A 17496-nucleotide genomic window follows, 5' to 3' on the forward strand; every position below is an offset into this window, starting at 1 on the left:
ATATACGGCATTAATAGTGAACACGTTTTCACAAATTGAGTGGTTTTGAGTGTCAGAGCATCCAAACATCCAAGAGGCGAAACGCCCCGAACGCGCGACGGCAGATACAGTTGCCAAACTTGCAGGCGTATCGCGAGTCGCTGTTTCACGCGCTTTCAATCCACATGCCTCTTTGAAGAAGGAAAAGCGTGATCTGATTCTCAAGATCGCGAAGGAGTTGGGTTACACGCCAGACATGGCGGGCCGCGCGCTGGTGACACGCCGATCCCATCTGGTGGGGGTGATCGTACCGGATGTGTGCAGCCCATGGGAATCGCAGGAAATCGACGCGCTGACCACTGCTCTGCAAGGGGAAGGGTTTGCCACGCTGCTCTTCAAGACCCGCACTGACCAGAGCATGGATGAGCGGTTGCTGACCTATATGAAGGGCTTCAACCTGGACAGCATCATCGCTTTTGCCGAGAACGTTTCACCTGACACACTGACCCACTCGCTGGGCCGTGCCGTGCCGATTTACGTGAGTTATTCGGAGGATGGCAGTTTGCCAAACCAGCCGGGCTCCACATCCGTCTTTGATCGCTTGATTGTGGATCAGAAGACCGGGATTGATCAGGCTGTTGCTTTGATGCAGGCTTATGGCTGCAAGAACTTTGCCTATCTTGGTGGTACGACCACATCCCTTGCAAATACAGAGCGTGAGCGCGCGTTCAAATGCATCATGAAAGAGCGTGGCTTGCCAGAGCCGCTGGTGTTGCAGGGCGACTATACCTATGAGACCGCCCTCGCCTCCACGCTGGACCTGTTCAAGGTTGGCGAAGGCGTTGATGGCATCTTCTCTGCAAATGATGTCGGTGCATTTGGTGTGATTGATGCGCTGCGCTTTCAGCTGGGCCTGCGGGTTCCTGAGAATGTGAAAGTGGTTGGCTTTGATGACATCGCTCAGTCCGGATGGCTGAGCTACAACCTCACCACTGTAAAAATTGATCTGGAAGATCGTGTCCGGGCTCTCGTACGGCTTATCTTGCGGCGCCTTAAAGACCCCAATGCCCCAGCCATGACCGAGACACTGCAGACCCGCCTGATTGTGCGCGGTACTGTTGGCTCATAAGAAGCAAAGAAATATGTCCCCAAATACTATTCACCTGATTTTCAAAACCCATCTGGATATCGGTTTCACTGATCATGCGGAGAAGGTCCGGCAGCGTTATCACTCCTATTTTTTGCCGCAAGCGCTTGATACGGCGGAGCATTTCTATTTTGAAAACCCGCAGGACCCGAAATTTCGCTGGACCACGGGCGCATGGCTGATCTGGGACTATCTGAACGAGGCGTCAGCTACTGAAGCAAAGCGACTGGAAGCTGCGATTGAGAAGGGTTTGATCCGCTGGCACGGATTGCCGTTCACGACACATTCTGAGCTGATGTCACCAGCCCTGTTTGAGGCCGGCCTTTCCTACTCCAAAGAACTGGATGAGCGGTTTGGGGTGAAAACTATTGCCGCAAAGATGACGGATGTTCCCGGACATACGCTTGGTATTGTGCCGCTGATGGCGAAAGCTGGCATCAAGTTTTTGCATCTGGGGGTCAACACCGCCTCTCCGACACCAAAACTGCCGGATGTGTTCCGCTGGCAGGCCCCTTCCGGTGAGGAGGTTCTGGTGCTCTATCAAAACTCCTATGGTGCGACCCAGTTTATTCCGGGTGTTTCTGATGGCCTGAGCTTTGCGCATACGGAAGACAATATCGGGCCGCAGAACATCGGACAGACGGTGAATGTATACCGTGCGATGGAGCGGCAGTATCCGGATTATCAGATCAAGGCAGCGACGCTGGATGAGTTTGCCGAGGTGCTGTGGCCTCACCGGGAAAGCTTCCCCGTTGTAACGCAGGAAATCGGCGACAGCTGGATCCATGGCAGCGCGACTGATCCTGTAAAGTCAGCACAGTACCGGGCATTGCAGCGGGTTTATGATCGTTTTGCTGACGACAAAATCACGCCGGAGCGGCTTTCCTTTGGTCGCAAGCTTTCCATGGTGGCTGAGCATACGTGCGGGGTAGATATCAAAACCTATCTACGCAATGAACAGGCGTGGGATCGCGGGGATTTTGACGCTGCACGCCAAAACGATCCGCGTTTTCAGTATGCTGAAGCGTCCTGGGCTGAACAGCGGGCTTATTGTAAGGATGCCGTTGCTGCGCTTGATAAGGGTGATCAGAAGATTGCCAGGGCAGCGCTGAAAGAACTGTGCTGCCCTCTTCCGCATGCTGGTCCGTTTGAGATTATCGATGAGGCCGGGTTTGGTGGTTGGTCCATGGAGATTGATAGTGACACCGGTGCTATCAAGCGGCTTACAACACCAGATGGGAAAGACCTGTTTGGGCTGGATGACAATCTGCTTTCGTTTGCCCATGAAACCTATGATGCCAGCGATGTCAAAGCGCATATGGATGCCTATCTGACCCACGAAGAAGAATGGGCCATTCTGGATCACATCAAGCCGGGACTGGATAAGGCAGGGACTGCGACGTCAAAAAGCCATTGCCCGAAGTTTGAAGGGCTTGCGGTTGCCGACGATCACGTCGTTCTTTCCTATGTGATGGCCTCGGATATTCCCGGCGCGACCTCCAACATTCAGCTGGCACTGAATGGGTCAAACGACAAGCTGGAGATCACGCTGCGGCTTTATGGTAAGATTGCCAATCGGATGCCCGAGGCTGGGTTTCTGCGGTTTGCGCCAGATGGTGCGGCACGCTGGCAGTTCGACAAGACCGGATATTGGGTGGAGGCCCATGACCTGCCGGATATGAGCGGAGGTCAGTTGCAGGCGATCTTTGGGGCGAGAGCACAAGCAGATCAGGCAATCCGCATTGTTCCGCTGGATTCTCCGCTCGTGGCCCCTGCTGATTTGCCGTTTATGCCGTTCCAGCACAAAGCACCTGCTTATGATCAGGGGCTTCGGTTCAACATCTACAACAACAAGTGGGGCACCAACTTTCCGATGTGGTGGGAAGGTGACTTTAGCGCCCGGTTTGTGTTGGAGATTGGCGCTTAATTCGCCAGAGCCGCAATAAAAAAGCCAGCTCACGGCATTGGACGTGAGCTGGCCTCTCGGGAGCGTAGGAATTTCAGTTTATTCAGCTGCAACAGACTCGCTGTCGGAGCCGCGGGCATCCCACAAGCCCTGATAGATTTCCATCATCTCAGCAATGGTTGGCGTGACCGGGTTGTTGCCCGGAGAACCTGAGGCAAGCGCCTGCTCTGCCATGGTTTCGCAGCGATCCATGAACTCCTTGCGATCAATACCGAATTCTTCTGGTGTTGGCACGGAGAGTTCATCGTTGAGCGCACGCAGCTCAATCAGGAGCTTGCGGTTGGCCATGGCATCATCATCCTGCTGGGATGCAAAACCCAATGCACGTGCAGCTTCAGCATAACGCTGTGGTGCAGCTGGAATTGAGAAGGCTGTCACATCTGGAAGAAGCATTGCGTTGGAAAGGCCATGCGGCACGTGGAAGAACGCGCCAATTGGGCGACTCATGCCGTGCACCAGAGCCACGGATGCGCTAGAGAACGCAACGCCTGCAAGGGTTGAGCCGAGCATCATCTCTTCACGTGCTTTTTCGTTGTTGCCTGTGTGGTAGACTTCACGCAGGTTCGGGCCGATCAGCTTCAGGGCAGCCAGTGCCTGACTGTCGCTGTATGGATTTGCCTTTTTGCTGACATAGGCTTCGAGCGCATGGGTCATGGCATCAATGCCGGTGTCCGCGGTGATGCGTGCTGGCAGGCTCATGGTGAGTTTGTAGTCCACCAGGGCGGCAACAGGCATGAAGCCGATGCCGACACACAGCATCTTTTCGCCGCGCTCTTCATCCGTGATGATGGTGAAACGAGTGACTTCTGTGCCGGTGCCAGCAGTTGTTGGAACCGCAATAACCGGCAGGCCCTGCTCTGTGACGTCTCGTGGGAAGCGGTAGTCGCGCATTTCCCCACCAAACTTTGCCAGAATCGCAATGGCTTTTGCGCTGTCGATCGGGCTGCCGCCGCCAAGCGCTACGATGCAGTCATAGCTGTCTTCCCGCGCCTTTTCCACACCCGGAAGGATGGAGGCGACGGTTGGTTCAGGCAAGGTATCTGCAAAAACTTCGCTTTCAATGCCCTCGGCCTTCAGGCTTTCCTGCATAGATTCGGAATATCCCAGCTGAACCATCATGGGATCTGTGACGATGAGAGGCTTTTTGCAGCCGATTTTTGCCAGAACTGCAGGCAATTGAAGGGCGGCTCCCGCACCAACTTGCATGATGCGCGGCAGAATGATCTGAGATGTCATGAGAATGAACCTTTGGTTATTGTCACCATCTGGGATGCCGGGAACATCCCAGATGGTTCGGGGTGAGAGCGCCTTACTCGGCTGGAGCTGCAGCAGGGGCTGCATTGCCAGCTGAATAAGGATGCTCTTCGTCATCTATGGTGGAGATGATTTCTGAGACCTCGAGGTGGAGTGATTTAAGCAATCCCCACGTGGTCAGGATCAGCACGAAGGAATACGGCAGAGCCGCCACGATCGAGGCTGTTTGCAAGGCTCGCAAGCCACCGGCGAACAACAGCACCGCAGACACGGCGCCAATGGAAAGGCCCCAGAAGATGCGGTAGCGGTTGGCCGGGTTCTCGTCGCCCATGGACAAGATGGTGCAGATAACGAGCGTCGCGGAATCCGCAGAGGTTACAAAGTACGTCACCAGCAAAACTGTACACATCGCCGCGCCGAGGATGGTGAGCGTGGAGCCCAGATCCATCAGTTCGATGGTTGTGTAAAGAGCCGAGGTGATGTCCGCATTCACCGCTTCCGTCACGCCGCCAGCGCCGAACAGTTCAAGGAACATTGCGGTGTTGCCGAAGGTGGTGATCCAGAATGTGGAGAGCAGTGTTGGTGCCAGCAATACGCCGAGCAGGAATTCTTTAACTGTACGACCTCTGGAGATGCGTGCGATGAAGATGCCAACAAATGGCGCCCATGCGATCCACCAGCCCCAGTAGAAGATGGTCCAACCACCCTGCCAGCTGTTGCTCGGATCAGTTTCGACCCAGAAGCCAAGCGGAATTGCGTTGGTCAGGTAGTCGCCCAGATTGGTTGCGAAAGACCCGAGAATGTAAACGGTCGGGCCAAAAATGAGGAAGAACACAAGCATCACCATGGTGAGGTGCATGTTGAATTCACTCAGGATTTTGATGCCCTTGTTCACGCCGCTCAGGACGGACATGGTTGCCAGTACGGAAATGACCGCAATGATGATGATCTTGTTGGTGATGCTGACTTCAAAGCCGAACAGGTAGTTCAGGCCGGTATTCATCTGCTGGGCTCCCAACCCAAGAGATGTCGCAATACCGAAGACTGTACCGAAAACTGCAAGCAGATCGGCAGCGTGGCCGATTGGACCATAAATCTTATCACCAAAAATCGGATAGAGCCCTGAACGAACGGACAGCGGCAGGCCCTTGCGATAGTGGAAATAGGCTAGTCCCAGACCGGAGAGTGCAAACAGTGCCCAACCATGCAAACCCCAATGGAAAATACTGATCCGCATTGCAATTTGGGCGGCTTCTACGGAGCTTTCCTGCCCTTCTGCGATAAACGGATTACTTTGGAAGTGGTAGATCGGCTCTGCGATACTCCAGAACAGAATCCCGATACCGATGCCGGCCCCAAAGAGCATCGAGAACCAGGAAAAGAAGCTGTATTCCGGCTTTTCGTCATCTTTGCCCAAGCGAATATTGCCGTAACGGCTCATGGTCATCGCGAAAGCCAGAAACAGGAAAAAACTGACCAGACCAATATAGTACCAAGATAGATTATTTGCGATGAAACCTTTGGCTGAATTGTAAAGTGAGCCAGCAGTTTCAGGAACCATTACAGTAAATAAAACAAACGCAATGACGAGTACTGTAGACCCGACAGCCATAACAGGATTTACACCTGTAAACAGGCCCTCCCCCGTCCTTCTTTCAGTATTGCTGTTATTATACATTTGTCCCCCTCAAGCTTTATTTTTGCTGTCCTGATTGAAGGTTGAATTTTTGCCGGAGGGTTAAATTGTTATCAATCAACAAAAAAAGACCCAATGGTATAAAAATATTTATGAATAGTTTTACGTAGAGTATGAAATTCTACCCATACGAATGGGAGAAGTTAATGAAGAAGAATTTACCCCCGCTCAATTGGCTCAGGGCATTTGAAGCGTCGGCGCGTCATCTCAGCTTTACGCATGCATCAACAGAGCTCAACCTTACGCAGGCAGCGATCAGTCACCAGATTAAGGGCCTGGAGTGTCAGTTGGGATCTGTGCTGTTTAAACGATTGCCGCGTGGCCTGGAGCTGACAGATGCGGGGGCGGCGTATTTGCCGGCAGTCCACGAATCCGTGGAGCGCCTGAAGGCGGCAACGGAGGAAATCTTCGGTCAGGGGCAGAACAATCTGCTGACTGTGAAGATCAACATGGTGTTCTTCATGCGCTGGCTTGCCCCGTGTATGAAAGAGTTTCGCAAGCTGCACCCAAAGATCAACCTGCGTGTCACCTCCAACATCTGGTTGGACAACAAAGAAACCTCCGGTGACTGCGATCTGGAAGTGCGCTACGGGCGGGGAAAATGGCCGTCAGTTCAATGTGACCGACTGACACGAGACGAGCTATTTCCGGTTTGCAGTCCTTGCTATCTGGAAGAAAACGGACCGCTTGAATCGCCTAAAGACCTTGCAAATCATAGTGTTTTGCATGTGATTGGCTATCAGGAAGGCTGGGGATACTGGCTGAAGCAGACCAAGCACAGTGACGTGGAACTGAGGCAGAGTTATCAGTTTGATACGCTTGTCACGGCTTTGGAAATGGCAGCTTTAGGAGAAGGCGTTGCTTTGGGCAGAACAAGTCTTGTGGAAAATGCACTGAAGTCCGGCCAGCTGGTTGCTCCACTGGAAAATCGCGTTCCGACGGAAGAAGCGTTTTATCTGGTTTACTCCAACACAAGCCTTGAGCACCCGCATGCTGTCACCTTCAGAAACTGGCTGTTGAACGTAATACATGAGGGGTAATCTCCCTTTTGGGCAGGACACTGCCCCCGCTGCACAGACGGCATAAAACAGGTTTGGTGGAAGAAATTTCAGCTTCCACCAGTCTGGCAAAGGCAAAATCAAACAGTTCAGAATTAGACGAGCTACAAAAATTTTTATGCCTGCACCGAAATTTAAATTGCTGGTTTCTACGTAGGTGCCTGCCTATTGTTTTTCCAATGAAGTGAACCGTTGCTGCGAAGCATTTCACCCATAACAACCTGAAATCAAAGACATAATTATGTCTGGAATAAACTGAGAACTGCCGATGGGCGGTTTCTGAGGATGATGTTGCATGGAAAAAAGACTTCCCCTTGAAGGTGTCAGAGTTGTTGACTTCGGTCAGCAGATTGCAGGTCCAGCTGTTGCTATGATCCTTGCGGATATGGGCGCAACTGTTATTCACGTCGATCCGCCTCAAGGGCCTCAGTGGGATCACCCGGCAAATGCGATTTTAAATCGGAACAAGAAATGCATCCGGCTTGATCTGAAGTCAGAAGCTGGCTTGCAAAAGGCGTTTGACCTGATTGCAGCAGCCGACGTGGTGCTTGAAAGCTTCCGCCCTGGCAAGATGAAAGACCTTGGTGTCGATTTTGCTGCGCTACGTGCTGAACGCCCTGAGCTGGTTACACTTTCAGTCCCAGGATTTGCCAGCAATGATGAGCTGCGCCGTGAATGGAAAGCAACGGAAGCTATCGTGGCCGCCACATCAGGCGCGTTTACCGACATGGGCTTTAACCGTGTTCTTATGGGTCTGAACCCAAGCTTCTCACCGCTTCCACTGGGCTCTTCTTATGCCACAACAATGGCGGCCAGCTCTGTTGTGATGGCGCTGCTTGCCCGTGAGAAGACAGGCCGTGGTGATACGATTGAAGTGCCGATTGCAGCTGCTCTTATGGAAGGCCTCTCCTACAATTCTGTCGTGATTGAAGGCATGCCAGAGCGCTACATGACGATGCGCGAGCACGAGATTACCCATCGCCGTGAAAATGATATCGAGATGGATCTTTCCTATGAAGATCTGCAGGAATACCTCGATCCGTTCTACCGGACCTATGAGTGTGCAGATGGCCGTTATTTCTATGCGGTCTGCCCGTCTCACCGCAATCACGCCCGCCGCTGCTTGCAGGCTCTCGGTATTTACGAGGAGTTGCTTGCTGAAGGTCTGCCGGAGGTAAACAACCTGCACCTGCCAATTGCTGAGTGGGACGGGGAAACGTCCATTGGTGTTTATCCGCTTCCGAAAAAGTGGGCTGATATCATTTCCGTGAAAATGAAGAAGGTGTTCCTCACTAAAACCTCTGATGAGTGGGGCGTTATCTTTGGTGAAGGCCAGATTCCGGGCGCACCACATCGCACCACACAGGAATGGGTGAACAGCGAGCACTGCAACACGTCCGGTCTGATTGTCGAAGTGAACGACCCAGAATACGGCCTGATGAAACAGCCCGGTCCTGTCGTGTGGTTTGAGGAGATTGTAGACTACCTGCTCACTCCGAAACCCCGCGAGAACGTAACCTTTGAAGAGGCTTTGGCAACTCTTAAAGCCGTTGGCGACACGGGCTCTTTGCCTGCCCCAACAGCTCCAACGGCAGACAAAGACGGCTGGCTCAATGATCTGCGTATTCTGGATCTGACCAACGTGATTGCGGGTCCGCATTCCACTGCCTTCCTTGGTCGGTTTGGCGCTGAGGTGATCAAGCTGGATCCAGTGAAGCCGCTTTACGATCCGCTGATTGGTACGCTGTTTACGTTCCAGACCAACATCGGCAAGAAAAGTGCGCTGGTGGACATTACTACGGGCGAAGGTCGTGAGGCTTTTGAGCGTCTGGTGAAGTCCGTTGACCTTGTGGTGATCAATGCCCCTGACCGTCAGATGAAGCCGCTAGGCCTTGACCATGACAGTTTGCAGGCAATCAATCCAGGCGTTCTGTTCTGCCGTCTGGACTGTCTTGGCGGACCAAAGCCGGGACCGAAGACCAACTACATTGGTTATGATGACATCATTCAGGCCAACAGCGGCATCATGAGCCGATTTGGCGGCGTTGATACACCGGAAGAGCATGCGCACCTTGGTACGCTTGACGTAAACTGTGGCTTTGCTGCTGGTCTTGGTATGGCGTTGTCGCTTTATCACAAGCACAAAACCGGAGAGACCTCCCGTGCGCGGACCTCGCTGTCAGCGGTGACCAATCTGGCGCAGATCAAGTTTGCGTTTGATTATGAAGGCCGTGCCCCGTTTGATGAAGCATCCGGACGTGATGCCCTTGGCAACCACGCGCTCTCACACTTCTATAAAGCCTCTGATGGGTGGATCTTTATGGATGCAGAAGACCACGAGCTTATTGACCTTGCACAGGTTGAAGGTTTGAGCGGTGTGGAAGAAGCCAATGACACTGCTGAGTTCCTGCGTGTTGCCTTTGAACAGGACACTGCAGAAAGCTGGTGTGAGAAGTTGAGAGCAGCGGATATTGCAGCGGCTCAGCCTCTGGGCATCGAGCATCTGCGCGACACGTACACCCGTACAGCTGATGGTGCGGTTGGTATTGATCGTGGCAGTTACGCGTTCTCCACTTATGAGGATCATCCAAGTGGGCACCGCGTGACGCTGATCGACCATTATTCCATCCGTCCAGAGGAAGCCGCTATCCGCGCCTTGCCTAGCACTGAGGCTTACGGCAATTCCACACGCGAAGTGCTTGCCGGTGTTGGATACAGCGATGAGCAGGTGGACGACATGATTGAACGGCGGATTGCTGGCACCGGTTGGGGCCGAGAGTTCCTGCCGAGCTGATCCCTCAAAAACGTATATCCCTTTCCCATAGTAGGGGCCCACACATCAGGGATATGCTTTAATGGAAACCCCTCACAGCGCTTCAGGCCTTGTGAGGGGGTTCTGCTTTTTGGTGTCTTGTTCAGGTCTTTATTGCGTAAGCGCTGCTGAGCCGTAGGTGAGCAGGGCTGCACAAATCATTGTTAAAGTGAAAATCATAGAGGTGAGCATGGAGAGCCATGCAGGGCATCTGGTCAGGCCAAGGTATCGGGTCAGGATGATCCGCGCCTTAAACAGGATTAGCGCAGCGATGATCAGCGGGCCCACATAGATAAGCAATTCGCTGCTGAACAGGCTGAGGCCGTAGCCGAGCAGTGTAAGCGCGACCAGAACCACCCAGGCTTTGAGCAGATCGTTCATCTGGATGCTCTTAGAGGTCGTTTTGTTGGTGTCCATGATTATAGCCCCTGCCCCATGAGATAGAAAATGGGGAAAATGATCACCCAGATCAGATCAACCATATGCCAGAAGGCTGTGCCCGATTCCATGTTGTCCTCGGTGGGCCACAGGGCAATGATGCCGAGTATGATCAGGCCAAAGATCACGTGGGCCAAATGGAACCCAGTGACCAGATAGTAAAGCGTATAGAATGTGTTGGTCTCAACATTGAGGCCAAGGGCAAGCTTTTCCTTGTACTCGAAAATCTTGAGCGCGATGAACACGACGCCGAGACTTCCTGCCCCCAGCAATGCCAATCTTGTCTTCACAATCTCTTTGATTTTGGCAAAGCGCACCGCGATGGCAGCAAACAAGCCTGAGGTGAGCAGGATGATTGTGTTTAACGTGGCAAGAGGCACATTGAGGTGCGTGCGTGCCTCACGGTAGATCTCAGGATTGAGCAGCTCATTGCCGGCGAAGGCCCACAGCGCTCCGCCAAACACGAGGATTTCGCTGACGATCAGGATCCACATCATGGGATCACCGGGCAGATTTTCCAGTGCCCAGGGAGAGACAGGCTGGTGATAGACCCGTTCTGCAGTCTCGTTTTCTTTCTGGCAAACCTCGTTCATTACGCCCTTCCAGCCGATATGAGTGTTTGATGGCAAAGTAGATCGGTTTGCCTGCGTGGTCCTTGTTGGAGCGCTAACTGTAGCTGCTCTTTGCTATCTGATTGACTGATTGATGGTTTGTTCCACCCAGTTTTGCCAGGAGGAGACGAATGAGCTTGCCAATCGGGACAGTGGACGCTGGTGCGGCACGAGGATGGAGTAGCCGAAGGGCACTGTCGGTTCGAAGGGCAGGAACACGATTTTGGAGGCATCCCCGCGGCTGCGCTGATAGCTGACCGCACTCAAAGCATCGACAACTGCGCAGATCTGCCCGGCTTCGACAAAATGGAACAGCGGCAGGAAGTATTGAGTATCGATGCGGATATCAAAATGCGCATCACTGGATTGGAACGCGGCTTTGGTAGCCTCAAAGGTGGAGTGACTGGGCTGGAGCACACCCATGGGCACACCGTCCAGATCCTTCGCGTGGATCACCTTCTTGTTTGCCAGTGCTGATGTTTTCGGGACAGCGCACAGGCAGGTGCATGGGATTGTGGTGTTGTGAGACAAGACATCCTGCTCCGTACCTACAGCTGCATCACAAAAGCCGATGTCAAAGCTTTGTGCGGCGATCAGGTTGAGGATTTGCGGTGAGCTGCGGGTTGCCAGAGTGACCTTCACCTGCGGTTTGTCCTCGATGAAGTTGCTGATGAACTCGGGCAGCAGATAGGAGGATGGACCGGGCATGGCAACGATACTCAACGAGCCTTGCACCTGATCGCGCATGTTGCTGAGGTTCTGCTCAACCGTCTTCAAACGATCCAGAATGCCTGAGGCCTCCGAGAGCAAATAATGGGATTCTGGGACAGGAATCAGTCGGCGGCCTTCACGCAGAAAGAGCGGCATTCCCAAATCATCTTCCAGTGCTTTGAGCGATGCGCTGACGGCGGGCTGGGTGCGATGCAGGTTTCGTGCAGCGCGGCTGACCGATCCGGTTTTCATAATTTCGCGGAAAACCGCCAGTTGCTGCAGGTTCATGGGCACCTCAATATATAAACAAAATCTATCATAACCATAATATTTCGAATTTGCTTTTATGAATAAGGCTAACCACCATGAGGCCAATAATTATAAATACCTATCACCTTGAATTGGGCTTATCTGAATTTATAGAGGGGGGATACTCATGGGATTATTCAGTAAATGCGCCGGGATTGCGCTTGCTTGCACGATGATCAGTGGTGCAGCGGTTGCGCAGGACATCAAGTTTTTCCGCATTGGTACAGGTGGTGCTGGCGGAACCTACTTCCCGATTGGCGGGATCATTGCCAACGCAATTTCCAACCCACCAGGCTCTCGTCCGTGTGATCAGGGCGGCAACTGCGGTGTTCCAAATCTGGTGGCGATCGCGCAGTCAACCAACGCGTCTGCGCACAATGTGAACGCCATTCAGGCGGGCCAGATGGAAGCGGGCCTGACCGGTGCTGCGACACTTCATTTTGCCTATCACGGCTCTGGCAAGTATGAGGGCAATGCCAAACCAGACCTTCGTGTGATTGCAAACCTTTACCCTGAGGACTTGCATCTTGTACTGCCAAAGGGTGGTGAGCTGTACAGCCTTGCGGACCTGAAGGGCAAACGAGTTGGAATTGCGCAGGCAGGTTCTGGAACGCAGATTGCTGTTGAGCTCATTCTTGGTGACCACGGCGTCAATCGTGACAATATTGATGAAGCTGAACTCAACAACTCTCAAAGCGCGGAGCGGACAGCTGATGGTCAGTTGGATGCTTACTTTTATGCTGCGGGAACCCCGGTTGCTGCCATGATCCAGCTGGATAACACCAAGGGCATGGATCTTTATTCCTTCACTGAGACTGAAGTTGCTCAGGCGAACAAGACTGTTCCCTACTACATACCTTCCAACATCCCTGCTGGCACTTATCCGGGCGTAACGCATGACACCAACACGGTGGCAGTGAGCGGCATGTTTGTGACCAATGCTAATATTGATGAGGAACTGGTCTACGAGATCACCAAGGCGCTTTGGTCCAAGACCGCCCGTAAACTACTGGATAACGGACATCCGAAAGGCAAGGTCATCACCATGAAGAGTGCGCTTGATGGCATTGATGGAATTGGCGTGCCGCTGCACCCGGGTGCTGAGCGTTACTACAAAGAAGTTGGCCTGCTCGATTAATCACAGTCTGACTTAAAACGGCAGCGGGAGTTTTCTTCCGCTGTCTTTTGTCGCCACCGGTGGTTCAGCCTTGCCGCATGCTTTTGCTTGCGCAGCTGTTGGTGTTGAGAAGAGATCGTCCAACACGCTCCTACCACCGCATGACGCACCCCAGACCCGGGAGGGTTCCATGCCCCTACAATCGCACCTTGATAACAAGGCTCTGGAAGAGCTGGAGAAAAAGTATGACTCCGCTCTCCATACCCGTGACAACGGGCCAATCCTGACAAAAGTGGTTTATTGGGCGACCATTGCCTATGCGCTCTATCACTTCTGGACCGCCGGATTTGGCACGCCGGTTGATTATGTTCACATGGGCATCCATCTGGCCGGGTTGTATTTCTTCATTTTTCTGGCGTTCCCCTTCCTCAAATCTGATCGTGCCTTGGCCAATACGCCCGGTAAGTTCCTGAGCTTTGGTAATGTGCCGCTGCTTGACTGGGTGATCATGATCCTGGCGATGATGGGGTCGCTGTATCTGTGGTTCAGCTGGCGTGGATTTGACCTTTTTGGCATTCAGGTTTCTGAGCAGGCTTTGCGACAAGGCAACCCAGCCGGACCGGATATCTTCTTCGGCACTATCATCATTTTAACAGTGCTGGAGATCGCGCGCCGGACCATTGGTATCGTGCTGCCGCTGATCATTCTGGTCTTCATCGGCTATGCGCTTTTGGGGCCATATATTCCGATCCAAATCCTGAAGCATCCGGGCGTGGACTGGCGGCAGTTCGTCAACAACATGTACTTCCCGTTTGAAGGCATTTTTGGCGTTACGCTCTGGGTCGTTTCAACTGTTGTGTTTCACTTCGTGCTGTTTGGTGTTGTGGCGCAGCGCATGGGACTTGGGCAGTTCTTCGTTGATAATGCGATGATCCTAGCCGGACGTTATACGGGCGGACCTGCGAAGGTTTCCGTTGTCTCCTCCGCTTTCTTCGGCACTATCTCCGGCTCTTCCATCGCCAACACGGTTTCCACCGGTTCGCTGACCATTCCCAATATGAAGAAGCTTGGATATCCAGGTCACTTTGCGGGCGGTGTTGAAGCTGCGGCCAGTGCGGGCGGTCAGATAACACCGCCAATCATGGGGGCTGCGAGCTTCCTGATGGCTGAATATCTGGAAGTGCCTTACACCACCATCGTGATTGCAGCGATTGTGCCTGCTCTGATGCACTATATCGGCGTCATGTCCATCGTGCATTTCACCGCAAAACGCCTTGGGCTGGAAGCCTACCCTAAGGACCAGATCCCGCAGTTTGTGCAGGTTTGGCGTGAGGGCTGGTTTACCGTGCTGCCACTCATCGGACTGCTCGTAGTGCTGTTTTCTGGCTACTCGCCTAACATGGCTGCGTTTATTGGCATTTCGCTTTGTGTTGTTGTTGGCTTTTGTGCCATCGATAAGCCGCTGTCTCTGGCTGTGCCTCTTGCGTTGCTGGGTTTCATTTTCTGGAAGGCCTCGCCATATTCCGGCGAAGGATTTTCGCCAACGATGGCCGGGGTGCTTGGCGCGCTGACCTTGCTGGGCTGTTTGCATCGCAATGAACGCCAAAGCTTTAAAGACCTGTTCGACAGCTGCCATGTGGGCGTGCAATACGCACTGGCCGTGGGCGCTGCCTCTGCTGCTGTTGGCATCGTGGTCGGTGTGATCAACACGACCGGTGTTGGCTTCCGTCTTGGCTTTATGGTCACCAATGGCGCTGCGGATATGGCAGCCTCATTAGCTCCGCTGCTTGACTGGACCTCTTTGGAAGTGTTCGGGCAAACCTCCATTCAGCAGTTCCTGTCTCTGGTTCTGATCGCTATTGCCTGTATTTTGATGGGGGCTGGTCTACCAACAACAGCGCTTTACATCATGCTTGTCGCGGTGGCTCAACCGGCGCTGGCACAACTGGGTGTGCCCGCTTTAGCAACGCATATGTTCGTGCTTTATTATGGTGTTATCTCCGAGATTACGCCGCCGGTTTGCGCCTCGGCCTATGCTGCGGCGGGCATTGCAGGGGCGAACCCGTTCAGGACTGGTGTGAGTGCCTTTACCTTAGGGCTTGGCAAACTCATGGTGCCGATGGTGTTCGTCTATGCGCCAACCATGCTGATTGTTTTGCCGGAATACTTCACCCTCGTCTCCTTCTTGCAGGTCACGCTGACCTGTGCGCTGGGTGTGTTTGCTATTGCAACAGCCGTTTCCGGTTACTTCATGGCTCCGCTCAACGGTCTGTGGCGTGTGCTGATGGCTATTGGCGGATTGATGCTGGTTGCTCCAAGTCTGGGGTCTGATCTGGCCGCAATTCTCATCATCGCGCCTGTCTTGTTCCAGCAGGTTTCCAGCCAACGCAACTTGCAGGCGGCGACACAATGACAGAAGCTGTAGTACCTGATGTCACTGTGCTTGGTGCGGGGTTGGTTGGCATTTGCTGTGCTCTGTCTCTGGCTGAGAAAGGCTTGCGCGTGCACATGGTTGACCGGGATGCTCCCGGTCAGGCCACCTCTACTGGCAATGCGGGGATTATCTCACCGTGGTCTGTGGTGCCGCAGTCCATGCCGGGTCTTTGGAAGAAGGTGCCCGGCTGGCTGATGGATCCGCAAGGTCCGGTGACGATCAAGCCCAGTTACCTGCCTCGCGTGGCCACATGGGGCCTGCGGTTTCTCTATGAGGGACGACAGGAGCGCATTCAGCCGATTGGCGATGCCATGCATGCTCTCAATCATGACTGCATTGAGCTTTACCGCCATCACCTTTCAGGCACAGGGCACGAAGGACTACTGCAAGACAGCTGGTATGTGCATGCATTTCGGGATGCCTCCCAGATTGATCTGGATGGCCCGGATTATGCCATGCGCCGTGCTGTGGGGGCTGAGATTGAAGAGATTGGAGCTGCGGCCTTACGAGATCTGGAACCTGCTTTAACCCATGAGTTTGAGGCCGCCGTTCTCATCAAGGGACAGGCACGGGCTGTCTCTCCCGGTAAAATCGGTGAAGTGCTTGCCGACAAGCTACGCCAGATGGGCGGAACCATTGAGCAAGCAGAGGTGCACTCCATCACACCAAGAGACGGCGGCGGCTGGAGATATGTGACGGAGACAGGCGCGCATTTTGCACCGAAACTGGTGCTTTCCATGGGCGTCTGGTCTGCCAAGCTGCTGAAACCACTTGGGGTCAAGGTACCGATGGAGGCTGAGCGTGGCTACCATGTGTCTTTCAGCAATCCCGGTGTTGCCCTCACGCATTCCATCATGGATATGGACATGAAGTTTGTCGCCTCCACCATGGAGAGCGCCATTCGGGTTGCCGGAACGGCTGAGTTTGCCGGGCTTGATGCGCCAATCAATCAGAAACGGCTGGATGGTTTGGTGGAGCTTGCAAGCAAGCTGTTGCCTGACTTGCGGATGGATGACATCAGCACATGGTCCGGCCAACGTCCCAGCTTGCCCGACAGTTTGCCTTGCATTGGCGAAATTGACGGATTTCCGGATTTGATTGGCGCGTTTGGCCACAGTCATTACGGCCTGATGATGGCCCCAAAAACTGGAAGATTGGTTGCCGATCTAGTGACCGGCACCACCCCCAACATCAATATGACCCCCTATCACGTGACACGGTACTAAAGGATTTCGCATGACCATTCATCCTGGTGGCCAGAACATTTGCGGCGTTTCAATCGGCGTTCTTTCACTGGAAAGCTATTTCCCCAAGCCTCCCGGCCACATCAAGAACCCGTCGAGCCTGCCGTTTACAACGACCTATGAGATCCTGCATGGATTGACGGTACAAAAACTGCTGGCTGATCCCTCACCTGAGTTGCTTGAGCCGATCCTCAGCGCCGCTAAACGGCTGGAAGATCAGGGCGTACATGCAATCACCGGGTCCTGCGGATTTCTGGCGATCTTTCAAAAGGAAATCGCAGCGGCCGTTTCTGTTCCGGTTTTTGTATCCTCGCTCATACAGGTTTCCCTTGCCTACCACATGACCAATGCACCCGTTGGGGTCATCACCGCGTCCGCTGCCTCTTTGACAGACAAGCATCTGGAAGGTGTGGGTGCTGCCCATGTGCCGATTGTGGTTCAGGGACTGGATGATGCCCCTGAGTTTTCTGCTGTGATCTTACGCGGCGAACGCACGCAGATGGACCTTGGCAAGGTGACAGAAGAGCTGTTTGCTGCGGCAGATGACATGATTGAGCGATCACCGGATATTGGTGCCGTGGTTTTGGAATGCACTGATCTGCCGCCATATGCGCATCAGCTGCAAGCGCGTATCAACCGACCTGTGTTTGATATCATCACTCTTGCCAGCATGACACATTCGGTGGCGCATCGGCACGCCTTTCCCGGATTTATCTGAGT

The 17496-nt window shown here is 53.5% G+C and carries 13 protein-coding genes; 8 read left to right on the plus strand and 5 right to left on the minus strand.

The window, feature by feature from the left end; genetic code table 11:
- The first annotated feature begins 49 nt into the window (after positions 1-49).
- Positions 50-1108, plus strand: coding sequence for a LacI family DNA-binding transcriptional regulator (locus tag PsW74_RS07290; protein WP_063288581.1), 1059 nt, complete (start codon positions 50-52; stop codon positions 1106-1108).
- Between the two features lie 13 nt (positions 1109-1121).
- Positions 1122-3053, plus strand: coding sequence for a DUF5054 domain-containing protein (locus PsW74_RS07295; RefSeq protein ID WP_063288580.1), 1932 nt, complete (start codon positions 1122-1124; stop codon positions 3051-3053).
- Positions 3054-3131: 78 nt separating this feature from the next.
- Here PsW74_RS07295 and PsW74_RS07300 read toward each other — a convergent pair whose 3' ends face one another.
- Together PsW74_RS07300 and PsW74_RS07305 are read right to left on the minus strand one after the other, a co-directional pair.
- Positions 3132-4328, minus strand: coding sequence for an iron-containing alcohol dehydrogenase (locus PsW74_RS07300; protein ID WP_063288878.1), 1197 nt, complete (start codon positions 4326-4328; stop codon positions 3132-3134).
- A gap of 73 nt (positions 4329-4401) precedes the next feature.
- The gene (locus tag PsW74_RS07305) at positions 4402-6024 is read right to left on the minus strand and encodes a BCCT family transporter (RefSeq protein WP_208980913.1); all 1623 of its coding nucleotides are present in this window, start codon (positions 6022-6024) and stop codon (positions 4402-4404) included.
- A gap of 164 nt (positions 6025-6188) precedes the next feature.
- On the opposite strand from PsW74_RS07305, the gene gcvA reads away from it, so the two are divergent.
- Together gcvA and PsW74_RS07315 are read left to right on the plus strand one after the other, a co-directional pair.
- Positions 6189-7082 (plus strand): transcriptional regulator GcvA, encoded by an 894-nt coding sequence (gene gcvA, locus PsW74_RS07310; RefSeq protein ID WP_063288579.1) that lies wholly within the window; start codon positions 6189-6191, stop codon positions 7080-7082.
- A 313-nt stretch (positions 7083-7395) separates the two neighbouring features.
- Entirely contained in the window at positions 7396-9894 is a 2499-nt protein-coding gene (locus PsW74_RS07315; RefSeq protein WP_063288578.1) for a CoA transferase, read from the plus strand.
- A gap of 129 nt (positions 9895-10023) precedes the next feature.
- Here the strand turns inward: PsW74_RS07315 and PsW74_RS07320 are convergent, their stop codons facing one another.
- The 3 genes from PsW74_RS07320 to PsW74_RS07330 all read right to left on the minus strand — a co-directional run bounded on the left by PsW74_RS07320 (position 10024) and on the right by PsW74_RS07330 (position 11960).
- Positions 10024-10329 carry a hypothetical protein gene (locus PsW74_RS07320; RefSeq protein WP_063288577.1) on the minus strand — a complete coding sequence of 102 codons (306 nt, stop codon included), beginning with the start codon at positions 10327-10329 and terminating at the stop codon, positions 10024-10026.
- Positions 10330-10331: 2 nt separating this feature from the next.
- Positions 10332-10943, minus strand: a complete 612-nt coding sequence (locus PsW74_RS07325) for a cytochrome c oxidase subunit 3 (protein WP_063288576.1) — start codon at positions 10941-10943, stop codon at positions 10332-10334.
- Positions 10944-11036: 93 nt separating this feature from the next.
- Positions 11037-11960, minus strand: a complete 924-nt coding sequence (locus PsW74_RS07330; protein WP_063288575.1) for a LysR family transcriptional regulator — start codon at positions 11958-11960, stop codon at positions 11037-11039.
- A 148-nt stretch (positions 11961-12108) separates the two neighbouring features.
- Between PsW74_RS07330 and PsW74_RS07335 the strand changes: the two genes are divergently transcribed.
- The 4 genes from PsW74_RS07335 (at position 12109) to PsW74_RS07350 (ending at position 17494) form a co-directional block, all read left to right on the plus strand.
- Positions 12109-13119, plus strand: a complete 1011-nt coding sequence (locus PsW74_RS07335) for a TAXI family TRAP transporter solute-binding subunit (RefSeq protein ID WP_063288574.1) — start codon at positions 12109-12111, stop codon at positions 13117-13119.
- A gap of 169 nt (positions 13120-13288) precedes the next feature.
- Positions 13289-15511 carry a TRAP transporter fused permease subunit gene (locus PsW74_RS07340; protein ID WP_063288573.1) on the plus strand — a complete coding sequence of 741 codons (2223 nt, stop codon included), beginning with the start codon at positions 13289-13291 and terminating at the stop codon, positions 15509-15511.
- On the plus strand, positions 15508-16758 hold the full coding sequence (locus PsW74_RS07345; RefSeq protein ID WP_063288572.1) for an FAD-dependent oxidoreductase: 1251 nt from the start codon (positions 15508-15510) through the stop codon (positions 16756-16758). The genes PsW74_RS07340 and PsW74_RS07345 overlap by 4 nt, the downstream gene beginning before the upstream one ends.
- A gap of 10 nt (positions 16759-16768) precedes the next feature.
- Entirely contained in the window at positions 16769-17494 is a 726-nt protein-coding gene (locus tag PsW74_RS07350; RefSeq protein ID WP_063288571.1) for an aspartate/glutamate racemase family protein, read from the plus strand.
- The last annotated feature ends 2 nt before the right edge of the window (positions 17495-17496 follow it).

This window comes from Pseudovibrio sp. W74 (assembly GCF_001623085.1).
Taxonomy (GTDB): domain Bacteria; phylum Pseudomonadota; class Alphaproteobacteria; order Rhizobiales; family Stappiaceae; genus Pseudovibrio.

Excerpts from the sequence above, each read along its gene's own strand:
- PsW74_RS07350 (WP_063288571.1), top strand. The coding sequence starts at position 16,769 with ATGACCATTCATCCTGGTGGCCAGAACATTTGCGGCGTTTCAATCGGC.
- PsW74_RS07325 (WP_063288576.1), bottom strand. The coding sequence starts at position 10,943 with ATGAACGAGGTTTGCCAGAAAGAAAACGAGACTGCAGAACGGGTCTAT.
- PsW74_RS07295 (WP_063288580.1), top strand. The coding sequence starts at position 1,122 with ATGTCCCCAAATACTATTCACCTGATTTTCAAAACCCATCTGGATATC.
- PsW74_RS07305 (WP_208980913.1), bottom strand. The coding sequence starts at position 6,024 with ATGTATAATAACAGCAATACTGAAAGAAGGACGGGGGAGGGCCTGTTT.
- PsW74_RS07345 (WP_063288572.1), top strand. The coding sequence starts at position 15,508 with ATGACAGAAGCTGTAGTACCTGATGTCACTGTGCTTGGTGCGGGGTTG.
- PsW74_RS07315 (WP_063288578.1), top strand. The coding sequence starts at position 7,396 with ATGGAAAAAAGACTTCCCCTTGAAGGTGTCAGAGTTGTTGACTTCGGT.
- PsW74_RS07340 (WP_063288573.1), top strand. The coding sequence starts at position 13,289 with ATGCCCCTACAATCGCACCTTGATAACAAGGCTCTGGAAGAGCTGGAG.
- gcvA (WP_063288579.1), top strand. The coding sequence starts at position 6,189 with ATGAAGAAGAATTTACCCCCGCTCAATTGGCTCAGGGCATTTGAAGCG.
- PsW74_RS07300 (WP_063288878.1), bottom strand. The coding sequence starts at position 4,328 with ATGACATCTCAGATCATTCTGCCGCGCATCATGCAAGTTGGTGCGGGA.
- PsW74_RS07335 (WP_063288574.1), top strand. The coding sequence starts at position 12,109 with ATGGGATTATTCAGTAAATGCGCCGGGATTGCGCTTGCTTGCACGATG.
- PsW74_RS07330 (WP_063288575.1), bottom strand. The coding sequence starts at position 11,960 with ATGAACCTGCAGCAACTGGCGGTTTTCCGCGAAATTATGAAAACCGGA.
- PsW74_RS07320 (WP_063288577.1), bottom strand. The coding sequence starts at position 10,329 with ATGGACACCAACAAAACGACCTCTAAGAGCATCCAGATGAACGATCTG.